Source organism: Aliidiomarina indica (assembly GCF_015354615.1).
In the GTDB taxonomy this organism is placed as follows: Bacteria; Pseudomonadota; Gammaproteobacteria; order Enterobacterales; family Alteromonadaceae; genus Aliidiomarina; species Aliidiomarina indica.
Window position 1 is genome coordinate 72390 of the sequence record NZ_JACAVQ010000006.1, and the last position, 25743, is coordinate 98132.

20 protein-coding genes are annotated in these 25743 nt (G+C 49.7%); 12 read left to right on the plus strand and 8 right to left on the minus strand.

Going from position 1 to position 25743, the window contains the following annotated elements; genetic code table 11:
• The first annotated feature begins 1 nt into the window (after position 1).
• Positions 2-1252, plus strand: coding sequence for an Nramp family divalent metal transporter (locus HXZ99_RS09655; protein WP_194757091.1), 1251 nt, complete (start codon positions 2-4; stop codon positions 1250-1252).
• On the opposite strand, the gene HXZ99_RS09660 is transcribed toward HXZ99_RS09655, so the two are convergent.
• Positions 1229-2242 (minus strand): amidoligase family protein, encoded by a 1014-nt coding sequence (locus tag HXZ99_RS09660; protein ID WP_194757092.1) that lies wholly within the window; start codon positions 2240-2242, stop codon positions 1229-1231. The genes HXZ99_RS09655 and HXZ99_RS09660 overlap by 24 nt on opposite strands.
• Positions 2243-2248: 6 nt before the next feature.
• A complete protein-coding gene (locus HXZ99_RS09665) occupies positions 2249-2671 on the minus strand; it encodes a gamma-glutamylcyclotransferase family protein (protein ID WP_194757093.1) in 423 nt (140 codons plus the stop codon).
• 125 nt (positions 2672-2796) lie between these two features.
• Here HXZ99_RS09665 and HXZ99_RS09670 point away from each other — a divergent pair, with 125 nt between their 5' ends.
• Together HXZ99_RS09670 and HXZ99_RS09675 are read left to right on the plus strand one after the other, a co-directional pair.
• Complete coding sequence (locus HXZ99_RS09670; RefSeq protein ID WP_407928516.1) at positions 2797-4488, plus strand: dipeptidyl-peptidase 3 family protein; 1692 nt, start codon at positions 2797-2799, stop codon at positions 4486-4488.
• A 242-nt stretch (positions 4489-4730) separates the two neighbouring features.
• Entirely contained in the window at positions 4731-5543 is an 813-nt protein-coding gene (locus tag HXZ99_RS09675; protein WP_194757094.1) for a DUF2884 family protein, read from the plus strand.
• 91 nt (positions 5544-5634) lie between these two features.
• Here the strand turns inward: HXZ99_RS09675 and HXZ99_RS09680 are convergent, their stop codons facing one another.
• Positions 5635-7698, minus strand: a complete 2064-nt coding sequence (locus HXZ99_RS09680; protein WP_194757095.1) for a BCCT family transporter — start codon at positions 7696-7698, stop codon at positions 5635-5637.
• Positions 7699-8018: 320 nt separating this feature from the next.
• Here HXZ99_RS09680 and HXZ99_RS09685 point away from each other — a divergent pair, with 320 nt between their 5' ends.
• The 3 genes from HXZ99_RS09685 to HXZ99_RS09695 all read left to right on the plus strand — a co-directional run bounded on the left by HXZ99_RS09685 (position 8019) and on the right by HXZ99_RS09695 (position 14294).
• Positions 8019-9959: a CASTOR/POLLUX-related putative ion channel gene (locus HXZ99_RS09685; RefSeq protein WP_194757096.1), complete on the plus strand. Its 1941-nt coding sequence runs from the start codon at positions 8019-8021 to the stop codon at positions 9957-9959.
• Between the two features lie 117 nt (positions 9960-10076).
• Positions 10077-11129, plus strand: coding sequence for an efflux RND transporter periplasmic adaptor subunit (locus HXZ99_RS09690; protein WP_331458489.1), 1053 nt, complete (start codon positions 10077-10079; stop codon positions 11127-11129).
• Between the two features lie 12 nt (positions 11130-11141).
• Positions 11142-14294 (plus strand): efflux RND transporter permease subunit, encoded by a 3153-nt coding sequence (locus HXZ99_RS09695; RefSeq protein ID WP_194757098.1) that lies wholly within the window; start codon positions 11142-11144, stop codon positions 14292-14294.
• Between the two features lie 56 nt (positions 14295-14350).
• Here the strand turns inward: HXZ99_RS09695 and HXZ99_RS09700 are convergent, their stop codons facing one another.
• Positions 14351-14563 carry a cold-shock protein gene (locus HXZ99_RS09700; RefSeq protein WP_194757099.1) on the minus strand — a complete coding sequence of 71 codons (213 nt, stop codon included), beginning with the start codon at positions 14561-14563 and terminating at the stop codon, positions 14351-14353.
• Between the two features lie 278 nt (positions 14564-14841).
• Here HXZ99_RS09700 and HXZ99_RS09705 point away from each other — a divergent pair, with 278 nt between their 5' ends.
• On the plus strand, positions 14842-15918 hold the full coding sequence (locus HXZ99_RS09705; protein ID WP_194757100.1) for a cysteine synthase A: 1077 nt from the start codon (positions 14842-14844) through the stop codon (positions 15916-15918).
• Here the strand turns inward: HXZ99_RS09705 and HXZ99_RS09710 are convergent.
• From HXZ99_RS09710 to HXZ99_RS09720, 3 genes are all read right to left on the minus strand, one after another.
• Positions 15915-17075 carry an iron-containing alcohol dehydrogenase gene (locus HXZ99_RS09710; RefSeq protein WP_194757101.1) on the minus strand — a complete coding sequence of 387 codons (1161 nt, stop codon included), beginning with the start codon at positions 17073-17075 and terminating at the stop codon, positions 15915-15917. The two genes, HXZ99_RS09705 and HXZ99_RS09710, sit on opposite strands and share 4 nt — an antisense overlap.
• A gap of 78 nt (positions 17076-17153) precedes the next feature.
• The gene (locus tag HXZ99_RS09715) at positions 17154-17621 is read right to left on the minus strand and encodes a GNAT family N-acetyltransferase (RefSeq protein ID WP_228517889.1); all 468 of its coding nucleotides are present in this window, start codon (positions 17619-17621) and stop codon (positions 17154-17156) included.
• A gap of 3 nt (positions 17622-17624) precedes the next feature.
• Positions 17625-19088 carry a RimK family protein gene (locus tag HXZ99_RS09720; RefSeq protein WP_194757102.1) on the minus strand — a complete coding sequence of 488 codons (1464 nt, stop codon included), beginning with the start codon at positions 19086-19088 and terminating at the stop codon, positions 17625-17627.
• 102 nt (positions 19089-19190) lie between these two features.
• On the opposite strand from HXZ99_RS09720, the gene hemH reads away from it, so the two are divergent.
• Genes hemH through HXZ99_RS09735 form a run of 3 tightly spaced genes read left to right on the plus strand, consistent with a single transcriptional unit; the run spans position 19191 to position 22607 of the window.
• Positions 19191-20276: a ferrochelatase gene (gene hemH, locus HXZ99_RS09725; RefSeq protein WP_194757103.1), complete on the plus strand. Its 1086-nt coding sequence runs from the start codon at positions 19191-19193 to the stop codon at positions 20274-20276.
• Between the two features lie 40 nt (positions 20277-20316).
• Positions 20317-20838 (plus strand): TIGR03546 family protein, encoded by a 522-nt coding sequence (locus HXZ99_RS09730; protein WP_194757104.1) that lies wholly within the window; start codon positions 20317-20319, stop codon positions 20836-20838.
• Entirely contained in the window at positions 20838-22607 is a 1770-nt protein-coding gene (locus HXZ99_RS09735; RefSeq protein ID WP_194757105.1) for a TIGR03545 family protein, read from the plus strand. The genes HXZ99_RS09730 and HXZ99_RS09735 overlap by 1 nt, the downstream gene beginning before the upstream one ends.
• Positions 22608-22656: 49 nt before the next feature.
• Here the strand turns inward: HXZ99_RS09735 and HXZ99_RS09740 are convergent, their stop codons facing one another.
• Positions 22657-23265 (minus strand): trimeric intracellular cation channel family protein, encoded by a 609-nt coding sequence (locus HXZ99_RS09740; RefSeq protein WP_194757106.1) that lies wholly within the window; start codon positions 23263-23265, stop codon positions 22657-22659.
• A gap of 230 nt (positions 23266-23495) precedes the next feature.
• On the opposite strand from HXZ99_RS09740, the gene yajC reads away from it, so the two are divergent.
• Together yajC and secD are read left to right on the plus strand one after the other, a co-directional pair.
• Positions 23496-23828, plus strand: coding sequence for a preprotein translocase subunit YajC (gene yajC, locus HXZ99_RS09745; RefSeq protein WP_194757107.1), 333 nt, complete (start codon positions 23496-23498; stop codon positions 23826-23828).
• A gap of 51 nt (positions 23829-23879) precedes the next feature.
• Entirely contained in the window at positions 23880-25730 is a 1851-nt protein-coding gene (gene secD / locus HXZ99_RS09750; protein ID WP_194757108.1) for a protein translocase subunit SecD, read from the plus strand.
• Positions 25731-25743 lie beyond the last annotated feature (13 nt).

The following is a 25743-nucleotide window of genomic DNA, read 5'->3' on the forward strand; positions in this document are numbered from 1 at the left end:
GGTGGCAGGGCGCTTTCGCTTTCGGTTTGGCCCAGCAACCTTAGTTGCTGCGGCCTTTATTGGTCCTGGCACTGTGGTCACGGCCTCGTTAGCAGGTGCTCAGTTTGGTTATGGGCTGCTGTGGGCTCTGGTATTTGCCGTGATTGCCACCATGATTTTGCAGGAAATGGCGGCCCGCATTGGCGTCGTCACGCAAGCGGGATTAGGTGAAAGTTTACGGACGGTTGTATCTACCCCGTTGATTCGGGTTGGCTTTATCGCCCTAGTGGTTGCTGCGGTGGTGATAGGCAATAGCGCCTATCAAGGGGGTAACCTCACCGGTGCCAGCTTAGGTGCTGATGCACTATGGGGTGAGTTGCCTTGGATCCAAGCGATAGTAACCCACACGGGTGCGAACCCTTGGGCGGCGATTCTTGGGTTGCTTGCGGCCCTTATCCTATGGCAGGGCAAATATAAAACGATTGAGCGTGTGCTTATTGCACTTGTGGTGCTCATGAGTTTAGCCTTCTTAACAACCTTCGTTCTTACCCGTCCTGACGTGCTGGCGCTCCTGCGCGGCTTACTCGTCCCCCAGATCCCAACAGGTGGCGCTTTGACCATGATGGCGCTGATTGGCACCACTGTAGTTCCATACGCGCTATTTTTGCATGCAGCAAGTGCGCGCACCCGATGGCCGGCAACGAAGGTACCGACGGAACAAGCGCTGCTAGAAGCGCGCTCTGATATCGCAACCTCAATTCCTCTCGGTGGCTTGGTCTCCATTGCCATTGTCTCGACCGCGGCAGCGGCCTATTTTGGACAGCAAGCGACGATTGCGGGAGCGGCGGATTTGGCCGTGTCCCTTGAGCCCATATTTGGGCGCGCCGCAACCTACCTAATGGCTACCGGCTTACTCGCCGCAGGGTTATCCTCTGCGATTACCGCGCCCTTGGCATCGGCGTATGCTCTCACAGGGGTACTTGGCTGGAACATAGATTTACGCAGCAAGGCCTTTCGCGGTACCTGGCTTGCCATTATTCTAGTGGGCGTTGTCGTGGCGTCATTAGGGATTCGGCCGATTGCATTGATTCTGTTTGCGCAAGTGGCCAATGGAATTTTGCTACCGCTGATCGCTGGGTTCCTGCTGCTGGCGGTGAATCAGCAATCGATGGGGCGTTACGGGAATACGCGCCGTCAGAATATTTTGGGTGGTTGTGTCTTTATCATCGCGCTACTTTTGGGCACACGCTCAGTCCTTCTTGCGCTGCTCTAACAGGGCGGGAATAATGTCTTCGGCCATATAGGTTTGCCATTTTTTTCCAAACCAAGATAGAAAACGCTTTCGTTGGCGCTGGTAGTGACTCAGGGCGTCTTCAAGTAACGCCTCAGATTCTGCTAGCTGCTCAATCACAGCCCAGTCATTCCAAACGGAAAATAATCCCCAGTCGGCGCGATGAATCTCACAGCCCGGTAAACGATAATGGAAGGTAGGCCGGGCTTTGATAAGGTCATCGGGCACCGCATTCATAACTCGCTTTTCGTCGAGATGGCGAAACAGCGGCAACATATCCAAGGCTCTATTGCGTGTTGGGTTGTCAGCAAGATAATCGTCCATAAGTTGCTCCAATGACGGGGCATAGTCAGGATCGAGTACTTTATCCAAATACTTGCTTGGGAAAGGGTCAATAAAACTGCTGATACGTCGGGATATATCAGGCGCAATGCGCTTTAACAGCCAATCGTAGCAACAGAGAAAGGATTGCAAGTAGCGCGTAATGGTTTGCGCTTGGGTGTCAGGTACTTCAGGGTTAAGTTGCATGCCAAACGCATACGCTAAGCTGTCGGATGAGCCGCGTGCGCCGGCTTTCCGCAGATGCTCGATCAGTGTTTCCACTTGTTCTAAGCGTGATAGTGGCAGAGGAGGGCTGACAATTTCCACCGGAACAACACTCTCAGCAATCCAGGCAAGGCCCTTTTCTGCTGATTTTTGCCATTCTTCCTGATGCTCTTCCCGTCCTAGTTTTTTTAGATAACTGTAGTCAAATTCTATAACCCAGGGACCCGCATCGTCGCCACTAATCTCTCGTTCGTAGCGTCCTTTACTTGCGGTTTCGGTGCTGACATCGAGCTCGGACAGAAATTTTTCAACAATGTCTGTCACCGCATCTAATGACAACGCGCCCAACTCAATTTCTACGCCGACACGTCGCTCGCTGTCGTCTTCAGTGGTGCGACGAGGCACCGAAACCAATGATTCAGACATAAGCGGCTACTCCTCCAATATGGGCTGAATATCTGAAATAAGGCGATATACCCACGCGTGTTCTCCGTCCTCAAGTGTATACAAGTAACGTTCATACTTCACGCCGACACGTTCATAGCGATCAAGACGCCGCAGTTGAGTCGGGGTGACGTAGAAAATAACCCCCTCGGTGACCGAGTCTTCATCGGGCAATAAATCCAATCCGTATCGCCGATACCCTCCCAATTTCGCGGGTTCCGTCGGCACGTAGCGGCGAATAATTAAAGAGCGTACAAAATGATTTCTTAACGTGCCAAAGGCAAAAACACGATGGGTTGCCTCCTCATCAATGTCCAACGTGGTGTCGGAATAAGTGAACGAAAATGGGCTAATCCAGATCCACCAAAAAATAACGCCCGCGACAAATAATGCAAACAATGCGTAGCTCATAGCTCTCACGTTTTGATTCCATGTTGTGGGTTAATTTTTAATGTTTATCATCTAAAGCTTAGACGAAACACGAAAGAACATACATAATTGGTTGTTCATATAACGATAACAAGTGAGAGCTCGTAATGCGAAATTTCCTAAGAAAAGCAAGTGCTCAGCGACTCGGCATGGTGTTGGCGGCTAGCACACTCATATTGGCCGCATGCGGCGAGGCCCCGAGTCCGACCTCGCACGCTGATGATCGTGCGCGTAGCGAACTGGTGCCTGGTACTGAGCACCGTTTAGATATTTATGTGTCTGTGCCCATGGATGTAGACATTTCCCATTTGTCGGATCAAAAAAAGCAACTTATAAGCGTGCTGATTGATGCTGCTGACATTATGGATGAGCTATTTTGGATGCAAGCATACCCCGGTGATCGGGATGCCCTGTTAGCCAGCATTGATGATCCGAAAGTGCGTACTTTTGCCGAAATTAATTACGGCCCTTGGGACCGACTTAACAACATGGCGCCCTTTATTCAAGGGTATGGTCCTAAGCCCTTGGGTGCGAATTACTATCCTGCAGATATGACGCGGGAAGAGTTCGATGCCACTGAGCTGGCGGATAAAGACAGTCTATATACCTTAGTGCGTCGTGATGACGAAGGTGCGCTCTATACCGTGGCGTACAATGAGAAGTATGCAGAGCAACTTCAACGGGCAGCCGATCTTCTGATGCAGGCAGCTGAGTTGGCTGAAGATCCGTTGTTCTCCCGTTATTTACAAATGCGGGCAGAGGCGTTCTTAAGCAACGAATATCAAGCGTCAGATTATGCGTGGATGGATATGGTTGATAACACCGTTGATGTGATTATTGGTCCTATCGAAACCTACGAAGATCGCCTCTTTGGTTACAAAGCAGGATTTGAAGCCTATGTGTTGGTCAAGGACATGGCGTGGAGTGAGCGTTTAGCGGTTTATGCGGACACTCTGCCAGCTTTGCAGCGCGGCTTACCGGTGCCCGATGAATACAAAGCGGAAGAACCAGGCAGCGAAGCACAGTTAAATGCCTATGACGTTGTTTACTATGCGGGCCATTCAAATGCCGGTAGCAAAACCATCGCGGTGAATTTGCCAAATGACGAAGAAGTACAATTGGCAAAAGGAACTCGCCGTTCGCAATTGAAAAACGCGATGCAGGCAAAATTTGATGAAATTCTCGTTCCTATCGCTGATGTGCTGATCGCGCCAGATCAACGTCAGCACATTACCTTTGATGCTTTCTTCGCGAACACGATGTTCCACGAAGTTGCGCACGGCCTCGGCATTAAAAATACCATTACCGGCGAAGGTCCGGTGCGTAATGCCTTGCGTGAATACGCAGCGCCGCTAGAAGAAGGTAAAGCGGATATTCTGGGTTTATATATGGTGACTCAGTTATTGGAAGAGGGCATTCTCACCGACGGTCAACTTGAAGATTATTATGTCACCTTCCTTGCCGGTATTTTCCGCTCGGTTCGTTTCGGTGCTTCGAGTGCCCATGGCCAAGCCAATATGATTCGCTTTAACTACTTTGAGCAGGCTGGTGCATTTGTACGTGACGATGCCGGCTTCTATTCTGTGGATATGGAAAACATGCGGGCGGCGATGAATAGTTTGTCGGAACTGATTCTGCGCTTGCAAGGGGATGGCGACTACGAAGGTACCGCGCGTTTGTTTGCGGAAATGGGCGGTATCGGTCCTGATTTGCAAGCCGAGCTCGATCGTATTGATGCAGCCAATATTCCGGTAGATATCGTGTTTGAACAAGGTAAGCGTCCATTAGGGCTTGAATAATTCTGCCCTGAGGCTTGAGAAGCCCCTGTAAAGATCACTAAAAAATACGTGTAAAAGCCAAGTGAGGTTAGTGAAATTCGCTAACCGAGCTTGGCTTTTTATTTTTAAATAAAAAATAACTCTTAATAATCAGATAAATATAATTTCTGGCATGGTTTCTGCTTCATTACCATTAACAATCGCTGAACAACCTCATGCAGCCATTGTGAATTTGTTTAATGACAGTGACTAGGAGAACCAGAATGATTACCTCACTGATTTTGTCAGCAAGTATCGCACTCGCTAGCGCAGCACCTGCAGATCAGAATAATTTTTCAATTAGCAATCAATTACACAGCGGTTTTCACAAACAACAGTGTAATTTTAAGTTTGATCGGGATATTCGCGCGTCATATCAGGAACTCCTGGTAACCGACGGCGGTGTTGAGCAAATGCGTATTTCCGCTAATGGTGACCTTTATCTCAATGGTGCCGCTATCGATGTAGATAGCGAAACGCGGGGCCTGTTGATTAGTTACAAGAACGGCGTCACCGACCAAGCCATCTTTGTAGCTGAAGTTATGGATGAAGCGCTTGAAATGACTTCGTTTGCGCTAACCACGGCGTTCTCTGAACTATTCGGCGAAAATCACAAAGTGATTCAGCGAGTAGAGAACTTACAAGATCGCCTGCGTCATGATTTCAACACCATTGCCTATCAAGACCAGCAAGTTTACGTGGTACAGGGAAGCCAGCTCGACGCCTTTGGTGACCGCTTGTCCACGACGCTGGATGAAGAGCTCGAATCGATTATTACCGAGTCTATGGGCAGCATGATGATGATGGTTGGCCGTATGCTGATGAGTGGCTCTGGATCAATTGAAGATCGCATGAATCAATTCGAAGAGCGGATGGAGAATATGGCCGAAGTGCTTGAGTCAAGCATGGAGGCCAAAGGCCAAGCCTTGGAAGTGAAAGGTGAAGCCATGTGTCAGCAGTTGCAACAATTAAGTGCAACTGAGGCACAAATTGCAGCGCAAGTTCCCGAGTTTGATGCATATCGGATCTTGCACTGATGTAGTGAAGTAGAAGTACCAACATAGCAGCAGCAAAAAACGGAAAGCGGAGGGCATTGCCCTCCGTTTTTCCGTTGCTGATCAGTTACTGTTAGCGGGATGGTTCGTTTGGACTCTCTAACTCATCCTTGCCGTCGATAAGGTCTTCATCATGTTGAGAGACATCCCAGGGCAAACTGCCTGGCGAGTGATGCCGGAAGTGCAGGTAGTTTTCAAACTGGTTTAAGACATCATCGATAATATCGGCTTCTTCAAACCCATATACATCATAAGCCTGACCACCTTGGCGCAAAAACACTTCCGCTCGGAAATAGTCGTCTTCTCCGGATAACTGGGTAACCGCAAATCCAGGGCGATGATAACCACGCATACGAATCTCATAAGTGAACTCAATTTCATCCCGTTCAACAGTGAGAATCACGCGGGTAGGCTCTTCTTCCATAACCACGTTAGCTTCCCACTTCTTATCCGAGAGCTCTTGCTTCACTTTATTGAGGCAGGTGGCACAGGTGTTACGAATAAAGGCATCTACGCTTTCTTTGCTGGGGAAATCGACCATGCCAGCAAGGCGCTTCTTCCAATAATTGGCACCGGCGTGTACACCCCGACGATGTACCTGAGTATGGCTTCGTAAGCTGCTATATTGATGCCCTTCAATCACCAACGCGCGCCACATCCCCACCGCTGCAATCATCATAATAATGGCGAATGGCAGGGCACTGGCAATGGCGGCTGTCTGTAATGCAGTAAGGCCGCCAGCAAGCAACAAGATAGCGGCAACAACACCTTCCGTGCTTGCCCAGAAAACACGTTGCCATACCGGTGTGTTCATCACGCCACCAGAGGCAAGTGAATCGATGACCAGTGAACCGGAGTCAGATGAGGTCACGAAGAACGTCATAATCAGAACAACGGTTACAAACGATAATATGCTGGTTAAGGGTAATCGCTCATAGAGCTTAAATAGAGCAATGGCTTGGTCGTCTTGAACTTCCGTAATCAGGGATTCATAGCCTTGCACCATAATCATGTGTAAGGCGGTATCACCAAATACGGAAAACCAGAAGAACGTGAAAATAGTCGGCACTAGCATCACACCAAACACGAACTGGCGAATGGTGCGGCCGCGACTAATTTTGGCAATAAACAAGCCCACGAAGGGAGCCCAAGCAATGGTCCAGCCAAAGATAAACAGGGTCCAGTTTCCAATCCAATCGCTGCGGCTATACGCTTGTAAGTTAAAGGTGCGCTCGACAATATAGTTCAGGTAACTGCCGGTATTTTGCAGGAAGGTTTCAAGTATATGAACGGTTGGGCCAAACGCGAACACAAAGAGCAGCAAAAACAGTACCAGAGTCATATTAATGATGGAAAGGCGCTTAATCCCCTTGTCTAAACCGGCCACCACCGACGCGATTGCCAGTAAGGTGATAAAGAAGATCACCACTACCTGCACGATCGTACTGACAGGAATGGATGGCCATAAATAATTAAGACCCGCGTTAATTTGAATGACCGATAGCCCTAAGGTGGTGGCAATACCAAACATAGTGCCTAAAATGGCAAAGGTATCTACCGTGTGGCCGATGGGGCCATGAATGCGCTCGCCAATTAATGGAAATAGGGTGGATCGCATGGATAACGGCAAACCGTGACGAAACGAAAAATAGGCCAGTACCAAACCGACGAGGCCATAAATAGCCCAAATATGAAAACCCCAATGAAAGTAGGAAATTTGCATAGCCTGTTTGGCAGCGTCGACAGTAAGAGCCGCTCCCGCAGGCGGTGATGCGTAATGCAACACGGGTTCAGACACGCCAAAAAATAGTAAGGCGATGCCGTAACCTGCCGAAAAGAGCATGGCGAACCATGCCGGAAAGCTATACTCAGGCTCCGCATGGTCGGGGCCCAATTTCACGCGTCCCCAGCGTGATACAGCCACAATCACAATAAACATCAGGAATAAAGCGACGGCTAGCATATAGAACCAGCCAAAATCTTCCGTAATTCGTGCCAATACCGTCGAGAATACTTCCCCAGCGAGTTCAGGGTTGCTGAGGGTACCTACGACCAAAAGAAAAATAACAACAACGGCGGGAATAAAAACAGGAAGAAGAAGTGCAGAACGCCATCGCGATGATTTGGCTGAACTCATAGGGAATGCTCCATTTTAGGGTAACCAACGCAGTGCGTTGGCTACATCAAACACCTCATAACCAACGCAGTGCGTTGGCTACATCAAACACCTCATAACGCAGTGCGTTGGTTGCAAAAAAATACCTCGTAGCCAACGCACTGCGTTGGTCAGGGGTCCACCTCAAACGCCTTTTCAAGGCTAGCAGCTTGAATCTGATTCACAAGTTTTTGCCAAGAACAGAGCCCTAATCACACATTTCCCCACTCAATTTGCGAGATTTTTCGCACATTTAGACGACCTTGTGTATGCTGAGAATAACTTTTTTTTAGGATTCGTTTATGCAACCTCTAAGCCTCTATCATCGTTTTAAATTCTATGTTGAACGTCTGCTCGCGGCTGGCCCGTTTTTTCAGCTGTTGGTGGTGTGGTGCATCGTGGGTGTGATTTCTTTGATCGGAGGATTTTTAGTTTTTCTTGTTGCGCGTGAAGCCAGCTTTTCCGAAGAGCTATGGTGGTCATTTTTGCGTCTATCCGACCCAGGCTACCTTGGCGACGATGAAGGCCTTGGTCGACGTTTTATTTCGACTATTCTTACTGTACTTGGGTATGTGCTATTTATGGGTACGCTGGTCGCCATTATGACGCAGTGGCTATTCCGTAAAATGAATCGATTAGAGCAAGGGCTCACCCCGGTCACGTTGAAGAATCACACGGTTATTTTAGGTTGGACATCCCGCACTGTGCCGGTACTTCATGAGCTATTAGCGGGGCGATTTCGGAAGGATAGTCTACGACGTATCGTTGTGTTAGCAGACGATATAACAGCGGGCCCGACGACGCAGTTAGCGCAGGAGCCGTTAAGTACACGGCAACGGAATCGAGTGATATTGCGTTCTGGCGCATCGCTTAATCCTGAGCATCTACATCGGGTTGGTGTGGCGCATGCAGATACCGTGATCATCCCGGGGCGTTCACAGTCAGCAGAGCATGTTCTCACGGCCGATTCTGAAGTGATTAAAATTTTAATGAGTTTGGAAACCCATTATGGCCAATTGAAAAAGCGCCCTAAAGTGATTGCCGAGTTGCAGGATCCCGGCAAAGTGAATATTGCCGTTCATACCTATAAAGGACCATTACAATTGGTGGCTAGTGATGCGGTTATTGCCCGAATTATGGTGCGAAGTGCCTTGTATCCGGGATTATTTGGCGCCATTAACGCGTTGTTGGTCGCCGAAGATCAAGGCCAAATTACCCCGGTATTGGCTAGTTCGTTTCATGGCGCACGTTGGCAATCGATTTATAGTCGTTTTAGTCAGGCCACTCCTTGTGGGGTGATACGGCGTAAAGATGGTAAAAAAGAGACCTTGCTGGCGCCTGACGGTGATTTCGTACTCGATGGCAGTGATGAAATTTTACTGTTAGCAGACAACCAACAAGGGGTGAGCCCGCGTCAGGGAGCGCGCACCGGCAAAGAAAAACCCTCGAAGCCAGAGGGCGATATTTTGCGTATGCCCAAGCGTCCGCGCAAGCGTTCGGTGCTTATGTTGGGGTGGAATAATAAGGTGCCTGCGGTGATGGCGGAAATGCGTCGAGACAGCCGCACTGAGTTTTCGATCATGCAGGTATCAACGATGAATCTACTCGAACGAGAAATTCATTTGCGGGAACAACTGAATATCGAAACAGATACCTTGCCCAATATTCAGTGTATTCAAAAAGACTATACGGTTGAATCGAATCTGCGAGCCTTAAACCCCACTGATTTTGATGTGGTGATGTTGTTTTCGAGCGATCGGTTGGGTACCGGAGAGGAAGCGGACGCCCGCAGTATCGTTGGCTTTATGGTGTTAGATTATCTTCTCAGTGAGCAGGAAAAATCTGGCGTCGCAGGGCAACGCGGGGGCACAAGGCCACAAGTGTTGGTGGAGCTCCATGATGCCAGTAATACCAGCTACGTAAGTCGTTCAGCCAATGAAGTTTTGGTGAGTCCGGTAGTAATTTCACATGTACTATCGCAAATCGCACGTTATCCGCAGTTGCGTTCGGTGTATGAACAGCTTCTGTCGTCGGATGGTGCTCGTTTAAGCTTACGGTCTGTGGCGCCGAGCCATTACGGCACAGTGGCTGTTGCCCAATTACAGCAGTATGCATTAAGCCAAGGTTGTGTGTTGTTGGGCGTTCAGCAGCAAGGACGAACTCAGCTCAATATGCCACGATCCGCGCAGATCAAGGTCGACGAAACACTGCAGTTAGTCGTGCTACAAGGGGCATCAGCCTAGTTTAAGTGAACTTTATGCGAGGACGGCTTAGTATGGGTTGGTGGACTAGGCAAGCAAAGAGCGTGGGCTGTTAACGTCGATGCATGCTGATTTAAGTAGATGAATAAGGAGACTTCCGTGGTGCGAGCGTGGTTTTCAATCGTGATCGCCGGCATTTTCCTTGCTGGGTGCAGTGATGCGCCTTCGCAGACGAATGGAAATGAAACGGGCGGCGAGCGGCGCACGCCTATTGCTGCGTATGAAGTCACTCCTCGCGATTTATCGCGGCAACTTACCTTATCAGCCACCGTTGAACCGCGTATTCAGGTGACGCTCACGAGCCGAACCCAAGGCCGGGTGACCGACATTCATGTGGAAGAGTCGGATGCAGTGGAAGCAGCGGCTGTTATGGCTCAGTTTGATGTGGCTGAGCAACAGGCGGAATTGCGACGGGCTGAAGCGCGAGCATACGAAGCACAACTTGAGTTTGAGCGCCTGCAACAACTGCGCGAAAGCAACACCATTTCTATTTCTGAACTGCAGCGTGCCGAAGCCACTTATGCTGCAGCCGCTGCCGAGCGCGATTTATGGCAAACGCGAATTGATTTTGGCTCAATTTTGGCACCATTAAGTGGTGTGGTCACGGGGCGTTATATTGAAATTGGCGAGTCGGTTGAAGCGCAACAACCGTTGTTCTCATTGGCCAATATGCATGAGCTGGTGGTGCGTCCCGGCGTTTCTGAGCGGGATATTCGCCATTTAACCGTGGGTGATGAAGTTCCTGTACTCTTAGATGGCCTCCCTGATAACGAGTTTCGTGGCACCATTCGGCGGATTTTTCCAATCGCTGATCGCAGCAGTCGTTTACTGCGCATTGAGGTGTTATTGCCCGAAGATGCCTTTGAGCAAGGTGTTCGCCCAGGATTTCTCGGCCGTTTGCCACTCACTGTGGATCCGCGCCCTAACGCATTAGCGGTGCCCGCTGCAGCCATTGGTGAAGATGCAGATAAACGTTACATCTATCGTGTGGTGGATGAACGCTTAGAACGTACCACCATTGAAGTGGGGATTACCCGCGGCCAGTGGACAGAAGTGCTATCTGGCATTGAAGAAGGGGATGTGGTGTTGGCGACCAATCCCATCGACATGCGTGACGGCACTGCAGTGCGTATCGTGAACTGGCGCGGTTAAAGGCTCAGTATTATGAGTAAAACCTATTCAGGACTTAGCAGTTTAGCCATTCGAAGACCCATTGGGACGCTCTCAATTGCATCAGTGATTCTGGTGCTGGGCTTATTTTTTGTGCAGCGCTTGCCGGTAGACCTCCTTCCCCATATTGAATACCCGCAAATTACCGTCACCGTGAATTACCCCGGCGTTGCTCCCGAAGTCATGGAGGAGCAAGTAACGCGCGTGCTGGAGCGCAATTTAGCCGCCGTTGAAAACCTCGTGATGATTGACTCACGCGCATCGGAGGGGCGCACCAATGTGAATTTGCATTTTGAGCTCGGCACCAATTTAGATTTGGCATTGCAAGATGCCGGTCGATTACTTGAGTTGGCACGAACTCAATTGCCCAGCGACAGTGAACCGCCACGGTTGTACAAACGGGATCCGTCACAAGATCCGGTGTGGCAAGCCGGCTTTAGTTCATCGGTACGCTCTGAAGTGGCTGTGCGTGATTGGGTGGTGAATCAGCTCACCCCGCAGCTAGTGGCTATTTATGGTGTGGCCGGCGTGGAGGTTGCCGGTGGTCAAGAGCGAGAAATGGAAGTCATTATTGATCAGCATCGGTTGCGGGCTTTCGGCTTAACCATGCAGGATGTGATTGATCTACTGGCAACGGAAAATATTGATATTGCGGCAGGCTGGATGACATCCACCACCTTTGATGTGATGGCCAAAACCGATGGCATGCTTACCTCAGAAGCGGACGTGGCCAATTTGTTGTTGCAAGTGCCAGGCTCAGATCAGCGTATTCGGTTAAGCGAAGTGGCTGAGGTTCGTGATGGATTTCGGGAGCAGCGCCTTTTCTCCCGATTAAATGGCATTCCAGCAGTGCAGGTGAGCGTCACAAAATTACCAGAAGCGAATACCGTGGAAGTGGTGGAGGGTGTGCAAGCCCTCATGACCCAGCTCGAGCGCAGTGGTTTTCTACCGGAAGACATCGATTATCAGCCGGTGGATGATCCCGTTTACTTTATTCGCGGTTCTATTCGCAGTGTGGGTACTGCGGCTCTGCTTGGTGGCGTGCTCGCCATGCTCATGGTATTTCTGTTCCTTGGCTCGTTACGAAAAAGCTTTGTGGTGGGGTTATCGATTCCCGTGGCCATCATGGCAACCTTCGCTTTAATGGGCGTGAGTGGCCTCACTCTGAACGTGATTAGCTTGGGTGGTCTCGCTTTAGGGGTAGGCTTACTCCTCGATAACGCCATCGTTATGCTCGAAAATATCTTTCGTCATCATAAACAACTGAATAAACCGATGAATGAAGCAGCCCATGAAGGTGCCCGTGAAGTCACGTCCGCGATTACCGCGGGAACCTTCACCAATCTTGCGGCGGTGTTGCCATTCTTGTTAATCACCGGATATGCCTCGCTGATTTTCCGCGAGCTTATTCTCACCATTTCTTTCGCCATTTTGGCCACCTTGGCGGCAGCACTCACCCTTGTACCCATGCTTGCCGCCTTGTTAGCGCGCATTCGATTTGAAAGTGGTTTAGAGCGAAGCTTTCTGATTCGCGGATTTAACGGCGGAATCACAAAGCTGCAAACGCTGTATGTGAAGCTGCTGCGTCCGGTGTTGAAATTTCGCTATGGCGTGATTGTTATTGCGGTACTTGCCGGCATTGGCATCGTGCGCATTGGTGGTGATTTAGGTAATGAATTTTTGCCGCAAGTTGATGATGGCGGTGTGGGAATTCGCATGGTTTTACCGAGTGGCACTCCGCCAGCTGAAACCGATGCAGCAGCCCGTGAAATCGAGCAAGTGATTATGGATATGCCCCACGTAGAGACCATGTTTGCGTTGGTGGGCGGCCATTTAGGTGGGGGTATTATTAATGAACGCCCAGGAACTAGCAACATTCGGGTGCAACTGGTTCCTGCGCGGCAGCGGCCTGAGATGTCGGCAGGGCAATGGGTGGCAGAAGCCCAAGAGCGGTTGGATGCGTTGGATCTGCCGGGTGCTCGCATCAGTGTGCGACCCCCAGCGATTCGCGGCTTGCAGTTTAGCCCGGGTGGCTCGGATTTCTCCATAAGCTTGGTGGGCGATGAACTTGCAGATATGCGCGAATATGCGCGCGACATAGCCGCATTGTTGCAAGGTATTCCTGGCTTAGAAGGGGTGGAAGTGGGGCGCGAAGATCAAAGCCCCTTGATGCGAATTGTCGTGGATCGTGAGCGAGCGGCGGATCTTGGTTTGCGCGTCTCTGAAATAGGTCGCGCTGTGCGTAATGCAGTCGATGGCGCCGTACCCTCGTATTTCCGTGATGGCCAATACGAATACGATGTCCGGGTGCGTTTACCGCGCCACCAGGTCGCTGACGAAGAAACCTTGGGCAACCTTATTCTTGACCGGGTTGAAGGTGAACCTGTTTTGCTGCGGGATGTCGCAGAGTTCTCATTAGGTGAAGGGCCCGCGCATATTGAACGAGAGAATCAAAACCGCGTGGTGCGCGTGAATGGCGATATCAACACGGCAGTGGCAGATGTTGGCCAAATCATGCAAGAAGTGGAAGCGCGCATGGCGAACTTTGAATTGCCGGAACAATACAGTCTGATTTATTCAGGGCAGTGGGAAACTATTCAAGATACCAACCGCGAGCTGCGTTTGGTTGTGGTGCTCGCTCTGTTCTTAGTCTTTGTAGTTATGGCCGTGCAATATGAACGATTAACCAACCCCTTGGTGATCCTCACAGCGGCACCTTTGGCCCTGTTCGGGGTGGTCAGTTTACTTGCCTTAACCCAAACCTCATTATCAGCGCCGGTACTCATTGGGGTGGTGTTGTTAATTGGCATCGTGGTGAACAATGCCATCTTGCTAGTGGAGTACATTGAAATTGCCAGACGCGAGCGTGAGCTCGACATGGGCGATGCGATACTTGAAGCAGCGCGTGTGCGCCTGCGTCCCATCTTGATGACCACGTTAACCACGGTACTCGGTATGCTTCCACTGGCGATTGGGCTAGGGGAAGGTGCTGAAATTATGCATCCGCTAGCGCTTACCGTCGTTGGTGGATTACTCAGCGCCATGTTGCTTACGTTGTTTGTGGTGCCCGCGTTCTACATGATGATTAACCAAGCCGCAGAGCGCGCAGTATTATGGATGACAGAGCAAAAACAAACGAACGGGTAATAAAATGGCCGGTATGAGGCCGGCCATTGGTTTTTATGTTTGCCTAAGGGAAACCCTTATTCTGCAACAGTTACGTTTTCAGCCTGAGGACCTTTTTGACCTTGGGTGATAGTAAACTGTACTTTCTGGCCTTCAGCCAACGTGCGGAAACCCGTACCGGTAATGGCGCTGAAATGAACGAACACATCTGGTCCGCCCTCGCGCTCAAGAAAACCAAAACCTTTTGATTCATTGAACCACTTTACGGTACCAGTAACGATATCAGACATAGTCTTTCCTAACTTCTTTGCTATTTAAAACAGCTAACGTGCGTTAGCGAACTAGATTTGCTTTGAATCAGTTGAGTTTTACGGCAGGGACGAGCGCTTTTAAGAAAGGGGATCGTTCAAGCAGCAGAAACCACATGATACTTAAGCAAAGTTAGTATACATCTGCGTTTTTTCCCTTGCGAATATTTTTAAAGATTCTTTGATATAGCAATTGAATCTCAGCAAATTTTACGCGGATTGGGTATAGTAGTCACAGAGTTAACCCATGGAAAACCGAGATGCAGAATATAAAACGTGGACGCGTCGCTGGGCGACAATCGGAGCTTATTGGCGGCACAGATCTGTTAAAAATCGAATCGCTTTCAAAGTTATCGGGTTCATCGATTTATGTGAAGTGTGAGCACCAAAATCCGGGTGGGTCAATTAAAGATCGGGCCGCACTGCAGTTGGTAGAAGATGCCATGGCTAGCGGTGAGCTGAAGCCGGGAATGACGATTGTGGAAGGCACTGCCGGGAATACTGGAATTGGGCTGGCGATCGTCGCGAAATCTTTGGGATGTGATCTCCTGGTGGTGATGCCAAATGATCAAACTCCCGAGAAAACCCGCATGATTGAAATGCATGGGGCGAAGCTACATGCGGTGCCCCCCGTCCCATTTAAAGATCCCAATCATTTTTATCATACGGCTCGACGCATCGCCGAAGAAAACGCTAACTACTGGTGGGCTAATCAGTTCGAAAATACCAGTAACCTAAAAGCGCATTATCTGCATACAGGGCCAGAGATTTGGCAACAAACGGAAGGGAATATCGATATTTTAGTGTCGGTATCCGGCACCGGCGGCACCATTGGCGGCAACTCTAAATTTTTAAAAGAAAAGAACCCGAATATTGAGGTGTGGTTGGCGGATCCGGATGGCTCGGGGAGCTACGAGTTTTTGCGTACTGGCGCCTACGAATCATCGGGCAGTTCGATGACAGAGGGTATTGGCATCATGCGCTTGGTTGAAAATTTCCGACAAGCGCACATCGACTACGCGATAAACCTTCCGGATCACGATCTCATCGCAATTTCTCGATTTGTTCGGGAGCAGGATGGCATTGTGTTAGGCAGTAGCTCGGCACTGAATGTGGCGGCAGCGTTTTTTGCTGCGTTGCATCGTGCACCAGGCAAAACCATCGTGACGTTTGCCTGTGATTTAGGCGAGCGCAGTGCATCGAAGCTTTATAACTCGAAATATCTGCAAGAGCGTGGATTGAACTCAGAGCCTGAGCCAATAACCGATTTGATGACGCGTTACCGCAAGAGCGCGGAGCGCATCTTGCAAGTAACACGTTCCTATCAGAACGATTAACGCAGGGCGGTTTCTAGTATTTTGCGGCTAACTTCCGGAGTCACGTCTCGGTGCTCTCCGAGTTTTACCATGCCGTGGGCTTCTAATTGTTTGATAATCACATCAATTACATCAGCGCTGAGATCGTAATCCTCAATGCGCGTGCCTGCGCCCAAGTTTCTAAAGAAGGTTTCGGTGCGGGCAATAGCTGCTTCAGCGCGTTCTTCGTCGCTACCTTCGGTGATACCCCACACCCGCTCAGCGTACTGCACTAATTTAGGCAACTTATCGGTTTTGCGCACCCGAAGGTTGGCAGGGAGCACTACTGCAAGGGTTTGTGCATGATCGAGGCCATACAAAGCGGTAAGCTCATGGCCAATCATGTGAGTTGACCAATCTTGCGGCACGCCTGCACCGATAAGGCCATTAAGCGCCATAGTGGCACACCACATCACATTTGCCCGCACTTCGTAGTTTTCAGGCTGAGCAAGCGTTTCAGGGCCAAGGTCGATCAAGGTTTTGAGAATGGATTCAGCAAGTCGGTCTTGCAGATGCGCCCCTACCGGATAGGTGAGATATTGCTCCATCACGTGAGTAAAGGGGTCGATAACACCATTAATCACCTGACGAATGGGTAAGCTATAGGTAGTGACGGGATCGAGCACCGAGAACTGGGGATATACTAACGCAGATGCGAACGGCAACTTGGCTTTATACTCAGAGCGTGTCACCACCGAGCCCGAGTTCATCTCAGAACCTGTGGCGGGTAAGGTAAGAACACTGCCAAAAGGCACGGCCGACTGCACAACTTTTCCACCTTTTGTCAGAATATCCCAGCGGTCGCCTTTGTAGTGGGCTGCCGCGGCGATAAATTTCACACCATCAATCACAGAGCCACCGCCGACGGCAAGAATAAAGGTGGCATTGTGTTCGTTGACGGCATCAGCCGCGCGGCACAAAGTTTCGTACTCAGGATTGGCCTCGATACCAGAGAATTCGCAAACAATACGGTCGCCTAAGGCGTCGATAACTTGATCATACACGCCATTGCGTTTAATGCTTCCGCCACCGAAGGCTAGCATCACGCGTGCATCTACAGGGATTTCTTTGCTAATGGATGCAATTTGACCTTCGCCAAAAAGAATTTTGGTGGGATTGTAAAAGCTAAAATTATTCATCGGTACTCCACAGGTTGCTGATGAAAGTAAAACTAGGGTAGTGGATACGCAACCTGAACGCGAACTGATCAGCGCGGATTACAGATGCGGATTTAAGCTGCGTTGCAAGCGATAACCATCACTCCCGTCATCGTAGTAACCGGGCAGGATATCTACGACCTCAAAATCGAGTTTGCGATAGAGATCGATCGCAGCTTGATTATCGGTTTTTACTTCCAATCGAATAAGCGCCGCCCGGTCGATCACTGCTTGGGTTTCGACGGCCTCCATTAACGCGCGGGCAACGCCCTTACCACGCGCCTCGGGTGCGGTTGCAAGCGAGTACAACCGCCATTTGCGACTATTCTTACGGGTGAGCACAATGCAATAACCGACAATGTGCTCGTTTTCGAGGGCAACCCAAACAAAGCAGTGGGCTTGTTTTAACAAATGCCGAAACGAGCGTAGCCCGATCTGATCATAGCTAAAACAGCGTTGTTCTAACGCGGCTAGGTTGCTTGCATCATGTGCGCGTCCGCGCCGAACCAAAATGCCCATATGTGTCATCGTTTAGTCGTCGATACGGCGCAAAAAGTCCGCCATAATAATGCGGTATAACTCATCGCCCAAGTATTCATCTTCCACACCACTATCGATCGACGGGTTGTCATTAATCTCGATAATCACCGGACCATTAGCTGTTTCTTTAATATCGACACCGTAGAGGCCATCCCCCACCAATCGCGTGGCTTGCAGCGCAACTTTCACTACTTCTTTAGGGATTTGATGTACACCATAGCAGGCGAAAGTGCCACTCTTGCCGCGGCTAGTTTCGCTGCTGTGGTTGTAGATTTGCCAGTGATTACGCGCCATAAAGTACTTACATGCATAGATAGCACGGTTGTTTAGCACGCCAATCCGCCAATCGAAATCGGTGGGTAAGAATTCCTGAATTAACAAAATGGTGGACGTTTTAAAGAGTTCCTTTGCGACGCGCTCAAATTCTTCCGCGGTTTTGGCTTTTTCTACCCCAATCGAGAACGAGCCGTCTGGAATCTTCAAGACCACGGGGTAACCAAAGCGCTCACCGATGGCGGTATAGTCGATTGAATCGCCCATCACCAACAACTCGGTACGGGGCCGGGGTATTTTGTTTTTCTCAAGCATTTCATTCAGAAATACTTTGTTTGCGCAGCGCAAAATGGAATCGGGATGATCGATAACAACAAGACCGTTTGCTTCGGCTTTCTTAGCAAAGTGATACGTGTAATGGTTTATCCGCGTGGTCTCGCGAATAAATAAGGCATCGAATTCCAACAAACGGTTAAAGTCGGCTTTGGTAATAAGCTCCGCGTCCATGTCATTCTCGCGGGCTGCGCGCATAAATTTTTGCAGTGCTTTTTTGTCACTGGTTGGAATTTTCTCATCCGGGTCGTGCAAAATAGCCAGATCGTAGCTGTATTCTTTGCGACTGCGCGCTTTGCGCCACACACGTTTACTGAAGTACTCGAGCGATTCACCAAATAAGGTTTGTTCATCGTCATTGAGATCTGAAAGTGGACGATTACGTATAGCATTCAAGTGCCAACGGCCTTCGTGAACAAACTCTACGTCGAGAATTGGGCAGGGGTAGGCTTCAAATAGCCGACGAGCCAATTCTTCAAGATCGGGGTGCAACGTACGTCCAAAACAAATCAACAAACGTACCCGCTTACTGTCGCCATCTTTTTGCTGGGCGACAAATCGGTTTAATAGTTTACTGTGATTGTTTAGAAACAGTTGATAATGGGAAAGATTCGCGAGATCGTTAATCGCAGATACCGAGGGCAACGCACGTTGCTTCCGCGCTTCGGCTAGCAAAGAGACATAATAGCCGGTGGATAAATAGGAAAGATCGCCACATAGGTTGATAATAGGCCCGCGATGCTTGCTGATATTTTGAATATAATCAGCTGCGCTCACAATAGCTTGGCTAGGGTGATAGGGCTGCCAATCAGACAGATCGTCGAGGATAATAAGCGGTGTGTTATGCATAGATAGCCTTGTGGTCGAAGGCCCTTTTGTACAGGGCCGAATGCGCCGAATTTATCGCTTAAATCACTGTAATAAGCAAGCTTTTCTACAGGAATATATAGTATGAAATATCAAGGATCTCCAAAGTTTACGCATGGTCAAGTTCCTAAAATTGGGGTGTTACTCACCAATTTAGGCACACCCGATGCAGCTACGCCAAAAGCGTTGCGCCGGTATTTGGCAGAATTCTTATCCGATCCACGCGTTGTCGAAGTTCCAAAACTCCTGTGGAAAGTGATTTTGCATGGCGTAATCTTGCGAATTCGTCCAAGTCGTTCAGCTAAAGCCTATCAGACAGTTTGGACAGATCAAGGTTCGCCCCTGTTGATTTATACCCAACAACAGACCGATGCGGTTCGTTCAGAGTTGAAAAAAATATGGGGTGATGACGTGGTGGTAGAGTTTGGCATGCGCTATGGCAACCCTTCGATTGCTAGTGCTCTTGAGAAAATGATGCAGCAAGGCGTGACCAAACTGGCTGTTTTGCCGCTATACCCGCACTATTCCGGTTCCACCACGGGATCAACTTTTGATGCAGTTGCCGCCGATTTTACCCAGCGCCGCTGGATACCCGAACTTCGATTTAATACCAGTTACCATGATCACCCCGGATTTATTCAAGCGGTCGCAAACAAAATAAAGGCCCATTGGGAGCGACACGGTCGTGCCGATAAATTGGTGTTTTCTTATCATGGCGTACCCAAGCGCTATTTGTTAAATGGCGACCCCTATCACTGCCAATGTTACAAGACGTCGCGCTTGGTTGCAGAGCAGCTAGGTATGAGTAGTGATGAGTACATGACCACCTTCCAATCACGTTTTGGTCGCGAGGAGTGGTTAAAGCCTTATACCGACGAAACCTTGAAAGCGTTTCCAGAGCAAGGGGTCAAATCGTTGCAGGTTGTGTGCCCCGGGTTTTCTTCAGATTGTTTGGAGACCATTGAGGAAATTGGTGAAGAAAATCGCGACTACTTTATGGAAGCGGGCGGAGAGCGCTACGAATATATTGATTGCTTGAACGCGGATGCGGAACATATTCAAGTGCTCACCCAGATCGTGCAATCCCAGCTCCATGGGTGGGAAGCAGGAACTGCTGAAAAAAGTGCGCAAACAGCCGCGCGAGCAAAAGCGCTGGGTGCTAAGCTTTAAGCGATAACTATGTGTTAGGCGCACCAAAAAGGAGAGTGCAATGTTAACCATGCTCGCGCGCTTGCTAAAAGCATTGAATGCCGAAACTAGTCCATGGGCCCTCGCTTGGGCCTTTGTTCTGGGGATGTTTATGGGGCTCACCCCCCTGTTGAGTTTGCACAATGTGCTCATTCTTTTCTTAGCTTTATCGCTGCGGATAAATCTCACCGGTTTTATTTTGGCATTCGTGGTGTTTTCCGGTATTGCCTACGCACTAGACCCACTCTTTAACTTTATTGGAGAGGCGCTGCTTGGCGCCGCCGCGTTAGAAGGGCTTTGGGTCACCCTGTACGAAATTCCGCTGGCGCGCTTGTTTCAGTACAACCACACGATAACTCTTGGCAGTGTGGTGTTTTGTGTGCTGTTTGCGCCTATCTGGCTGCTCGTATCCCATAAACTAATTGTGCTGTACCGCGGGCGAGTGATGCTGTGGTTTGGCAAACTGCGTATCGTGCAAGTTGTGAAAAGCACCAAATTCTTTGGGGCTTACCAGAAAGTAAGCGGTTTACGGGGGGATTTCTAATGAAAAACATTATTCGTTGGCCCGGCCTTATCGCATTTCTGGTGATTGTGGTGGGTATTGCCGTGGTCATTCGCGTATTTGCAGGGCCCTTGCTGAAAGGTGGGCTTGAGTACGGGTTAACTCGTGCAAATGGTGCGGAAGTAAATATTGAACAAGCTGTGGTGCAATGGAGCCCCTTTGCCCTCACCTTGCATGGCATTGAAGTAACCGATCCGGATCAGCCTGAACTCAATCGAGTGCAAGCAAGTCGTGGTTACGCGGAATTCAATCTGTGGGATGCGTTAATTGGCCGTATTCATATTCACGAGTTAGAACTTGCCGATGTTGCCATGGGCGTTGAGCGTGCCCGTCCTGGTCGTGTTCGGGCAGATTACCAGCGCGAACGGGATCCGATTGATTGGCAGCAAGTACTTGCGGATCTCGATATTGATATTCCGTCTCTGGATGAAGTATTGGCCCGCAGCGAAATTCGGACGCCAGATCTGGTATCGAAAATAGAGAACGATTTTCAGCAGCAGCGGGAACAAGTTGAAACGGCACGCGAGAATTTGCCATCACGGGAGCGAATCGAAAGCTACCGAGAACGCATGCAAGAAATTACCGAAACCCGTCCGCGTACTCCCCAAGAGTTGTTGGCGCTGCGTGAACGTTTAGATGATTTGAAGTCAGATATTCGTTCAGACCGTCATCACGTGGAAACCTTTGTAAGTACAAGCGAGCAAGCGGTTCGAGTGATGCGTGACGATCTTGCAGCACTGCGTGAAGCGCCCAGTCAAGACTTAGCCCGTATCCGTCAGCTGCTCAGTTTTGATCAGGACAGTATGTCGGAACTGAGTGGCATTTTATTTGGTCCGCGGGTTGAACAATGGAGCCGTTATGCGTTTATGGCGTTTGATGTAATAGGGCCCATGCTGCAACGGGCAGAGGATCAAGAACAACGACCCAACCGTTGGCACGGGCGCTTTATTGATTTTGACCGCGCCAGTCGACCGACATTTTTAATTGATAATGCCGGAATTAGTATTCGTATTCTTGATACCGACGTGATGTCGAACTGGCAGAATATTACCTGGCAACACGATCGCATTGATGGCATTCCAACCACCTTTGAAGCAGGCGCATCGGCCACTCAATGGTGGCGCGAACTGTACTTTGATGGGGAGTTTGCTTTATCCGATGTGCGCGGGTTTAGTGGTCATCAAAATTGGCGGGTGCAAGGGGTTAACCTTGTCGAACAATCGTTGCTTGATCATCAAGGTGTAAGTGCTCGCTTACTCGGCGCGGTTTTAAATTCAGAAGGAAGGCTCGGTGTACAACAAGGACGACTGGATGGCAGCGGCTTGATTCGCATGCAAGATGTCGACATGCGCTTAGATGGTGAGGCGCGCTGGGCTCAGATCCTCAGTGATGTTATTTCGCAAGTGAACGCATTTGATATGAATGTCAGTGTGGATGGTCCACTGGGGCAGCCGGGGTTGCGATTAAGCTCGGATCTAGATAACCAATTGCAGCAGTTACTCACACGCGCGTTGCGTCAGGAAGCGGATGCCCACTTAAGTAGTGTACGCGCTGATCTGGAACAGCAAGTGGCGGCGGTGACCAGCGCTTGGGAACCTCGATTACAGCAGTTTACCGGTCTTCGTGATCAAGCCCGCGAGCAAAATAGTCTGCTTGAGGATTTACTCTCGGTTGAGGGGAGTGATTTAAGTATCGGTGAGCAACTCGAAGATCGCCTCCGCGACAGGCTTCGCCGCCGCATCGGGGGTTAGCACCGGCTGGGTTGATGATCGGCCAACGCGGTGCGTTGGCTACGAGGGGTTAGCGGTGTTCTTTGAAGACCGTAAGCGACCAGTGGTAGCGAATTGCGCCTAAGCGCAGGGCAAGCGTGGTCGTCATCGCGGCGGCCATGGCAATATTTGCACTGTAGGGTTGCAGCACGACAAATATGATGGCTCCGGCAATACAGGTGGTGGCATAGAGTTCACTTTTGAGCACTAGCGGAATGTCGCGAGCCAACACATCCCGAAGCATGCCACCAAAAACGGCGGTCATGGTGCCCATAATCACCGCAATCACCGGGCTCATCCCTGTATTTAGCGCTTTCTCCGCCCCCAACACGGTAAAAAACGCGATACCAAGCGCATCCGCGATAAGTAACCGATTCAGTGGGATATAGGCTTTAAAGCGTAACCAAATAATGGTGCTCATTGCGGCCAAGAGGATGACCAAAAAATACGTGGGATCGTGTAACCAAAATACCGGTACGTCTAAAATTAAATCACGGGTGGTGCCGCCACCGATAGCCGTAACCGAGGCCAGAACCACCACGCCAAAGCCATCCATTTGCTTCCGAAACGCCAGTAAAGTTCCTGCCACTGCAAATACAGCAACACCCGCAAGATCAGCAATATAGAACCATTCGGTCATGGGCTCACCATCCTTTAGTAACCATTTCGCTAGTGTGGCACTTCATGCAAGAAAAAAGAAGTGCGCTTCCCTTGCATTTGTAAAATGGGGGCCGCATATCAAAGTTCTGCGATAGCCTGCGGATGCAAGCATTTCGCTTCGCGCTCGGTTCGGTTACAATACGGCGTTTATTTCATCAATGTGATTCAAATTTCAAGCCTGCGGGCTGATGTATTTAAAGAGGAAGAGTTATGGATTTTTTTATTGCTAATGCTTATGCGCAACAAGGTGGCCAGGAAGGTGGAACGGCATCATTGATTATCATGCTGGCGCTGTTTGGTCTTATTTTCTATTTCTTGATTTACCGTCCACAAGCGAAGCGCGTAAAAGAGCATAAAACGCTTGTTTCTAGCCTGCAAAAAGGTGATGAAGTACTAGTGCAAGGTGGTTTAGTAGGCCGTATCAGCAAGGTTAGCGAAGAAAGCGATTTTATGGTGATCGCGTTAACTGACGCTGTTGAAGTAACGGTTCAAAAAGCTGCAGTTGCTGCAGTACTGCCTAAAGGTAGTATGAAAACTCTTTAATACTTCGCACATCGAAGTATTCATTTTAGCGAATAACGAAAGGACGGACTTGTGTTAAACAAATTTCCGTTATGGAAAAATTTGTTAGTGCTGTTCATTGTGCTGTTTGGCGCATTGTACGCACTACCAAATTTATATGGTGAAGACCACGCGGTGCAGATTTCTGGAACCCGTGGTGGTGAAGTCACCATGGACACGCTCTCTCAAGTAGAACGGACACTCCAGCAAGCTGGAATTCCTACTCGCGGCATGTCTTACGAGGGTGGACAAGTTCTAGTGCGTCTCGAGTCTGATGACGATCAATTAGCGGCCCGTGAACTTCTGGTCAGCGAATTGGGTAATCAGTACGTAGTGGCACTGAACCTCGCTCCGGCGACGCCGAGTTGGTTAGCTGGGATTGGCGGTGAGCCTTTAAAACTCGGTCTTGATTTGCGCGGTGGTGTTCACTTTCTGATGGAAGTGGACATGGAAGAAGCGCTGAACAAGATGCGTGAAAGTATGCTTGATACTGTTCGCGACCGCTTGCGTGATGCTCGGGTACGCTACACGGGTGTTCGCGCAGAGGGCAATGATGTTGTTGTTACCCTGCGAAGTGCCGAGGATTATCAAGGGGCGTTGTCTGAGCTGAGAAATCAGTTTGAAGGCTATGAAACGCGCACTGATTCAGGCGCAAACACCATTACGCTGGTAATGACCGATCAGTTCCTGCAAGAAACTCGCGCCAATGCCATTGATCAAAACATCACCATTTTGCGAAATCGGGTTGATGAGCTCGGTGTGGCTGAGCCGTTGATTCAACGACAGGGTCAAGATCGCATCGTGGTGGAGCTACCAGGGATTCAAGATACAGCCCGCGCTAAAGAAATTTTAGGAGCAACGGCAACGCTAGAATTCCGCTTTGTTGATACCGACAATGATTTACAAGATGCCATCGCCGGGCGAGTTCCTTTTGGAAGTCGCTTGTTTAATGTGCGCGGTGGCGGTCAGCAGCTACTTGAAAATCGCGTCATTCTCACCGGTGATCACATTGTAAACGCCAATGTTGGTTATGACGAAAGTAACCGCCCGCAAGTAAACATTACCTTGGATTCCGCCGGTGGTCGTTTAATGACCCAGGCAACCCGAGGAAATGTTGGGCGCCCCATGGCGACCGTGTTTATCGAATTCTTGGCCACAGGTGAAACAACCGATGAAGGTCGGATTGCGTTTGAGCGCGTTGAAGAAGTGGTGAGTGTTGCAACCATTCAAGCGGTACTCGGAAGTAATTTCCGAATTACCGGCGTGGGTTCGATTCAAGATGCACAAAACTTAGCTCTCTTGCTTCGTGCCGGTGCACTCATCGCGCCAATTCAAATCGTTGAAGAGCGTACCGTCGGTCCAAGCTTAGGTGCTGAAAACGTCCGTGCCGGGATGACGGCTATTATGGCCGGTTTTATTCTCGTCTTGTTCTTTATGGGCATTTACTATCGTAAGTTTGGCTTGGTTGCGAACCTTGCTTTGTTAACCAATCTGGTCTTAATCGTGGGCGTAATGTCGATGATTCCAGGAGCAACGCTTACGATGCCGGGTATGGCAGGTATCCTGTTAACCGTCGGTATGGCCGTTGATGCCAACGTTATTATCTTCGAACGTATTCGAGAAGAATTGTTGGCTGGGCGAAGTCCGCAGCAAGCTATCTCGCGCGGATACGAAAACGCCTTTTCAACCATTGCCGATGCAAACATCACCACGCTTATTACAGCGCTGATCTTGTTCGCGGTAGGTACAGGGTCGATTAAAGGATTTGCGGTCACATTGGCAATCGGTATTGTTACGTCGATGTTTACAGCAATCGTGGGTACTCGAGCCATTGTAAATCTCGCTTGGGGACGTCAGAAGCGTCTTACCAAGTTGTCGATTTAAGGGGTGCATCTGA

What these genes read in the sequence shown, in the direction of transcription:
- HXZ99_RS09660 (WP_194757092.1), bottom strand. Translation starts at nt 2,242, where the DNA reads ATGTCTGAATCATTGGTTTCGGTGCCTCGTCGCACCACTGAAGACGAC.
- HXZ99_RS09665 (WP_194757093.1), bottom strand. Translation starts at nt 2,671, where the DNA reads ATGAGCTACGCATTGTTTGCATTATTTGTCGCGGGCGTTATTTTTTGG.
- HXZ99_RS09670 (WP_407928516.1), top strand. Translation starts at nt 2,797, where the DNA reads ATGCGAAATTTCCTAAGAAAAGCAAGTGCTCAGCGACTCGGCATGGTG.
- HXZ99_RS09675 (WP_194757094.1), top strand. Translation starts at nt 4,731, where the DNA reads ATGATTACCTCACTGATTTTGTCAGCAAGTATCGCACTCGCTAGCGCA.
- HXZ99_RS09680 (WP_194757095.1), bottom strand. Translation starts at nt 7,698, where the DNA reads ATGAGTTCAGCCAAATCATCGCGATGGCGTTCTGCACTTCTTCTTCCT.
- HXZ99_RS09685 (WP_194757096.1), top strand. Translation starts at nt 8,019, where the DNA reads ATGCAACCTCTAAGCCTCTATCATCGTTTTAAATTCTATGTTGAACGT.
- HXZ99_RS09695 (WP_194757098.1), top strand. Translation starts at nt 11,142, where the DNA reads ATGAGTAAAACCTATTCAGGACTTAGCAGTTTAGCCATTCGAAGACCC.
- HXZ99_RS09700 (WP_194757099.1), bottom strand. Translation starts at nt 14,563, where the DNA reads ATGTCTGATATCGTTACTGGTACCGTAAAGTGGTTCAATGAATCAAAA.
- HXZ99_RS09705 (WP_194757100.1), top strand. Translation starts at nt 14,842, where the DNA reads ATGCAGAATATAAAACGTGGACGCGTCGCTGGGCGACAATCGGAGCTT.
- HXZ99_RS09710 (WP_194757101.1), bottom strand. Translation starts at nt 17,075, where the DNA reads ATGAATAATTTTAGCTTTTACAATCCCACCAAAATTCTTTTTGGCGAA.
- HXZ99_RS09715 (WP_228517889.1), bottom strand. Translation starts at nt 17,621, where the DNA reads ATGACACATATGGGCATTTTGGTTCGGCGCGGACGCGCACATGATGCA.
- HXZ99_RS09720 (WP_194757102.1), bottom strand. Translation starts at nt 19,088, where the DNA reads ATGCATAACACACCGCTTATTATCCTCGACGATCTGTCTGATTGGCAG.
- hemH (WP_194757103.1), top strand. Translation starts at nt 19,191, where the DNA reads ATGAAATATCAAGGATCTCCAAAGTTTACGCATGGTCAAGTTCCTAAA.
- HXZ99_RS09730 (WP_194757104.1), top strand. Translation starts at nt 20,317, where the DNA reads ATGTTAACCATGCTCGCGCGCTTGCTAAAAGCATTGAATGCCGAAACT.
- HXZ99_RS09735 (WP_194757105.1), top strand. Translation starts at nt 20,838, where the DNA reads ATGAAAAACATTATTCGTTGGCCCGGCCTTATCGCATTTCTGGTGATT.
- HXZ99_RS09740 (WP_194757106.1), bottom strand. Translation starts at nt 23,265, where the DNA reads ATGACCGAATGGTTCTATATTGCTGATCTTGCGGGTGTTGCTGTATTT.
- yajC (WP_194757107.1), top strand. Translation starts at nt 23,496, where the DNA reads ATGGATTTTTTTATTGCTAATGCTTATGCGCAACAAGGTGGCCAGGAA.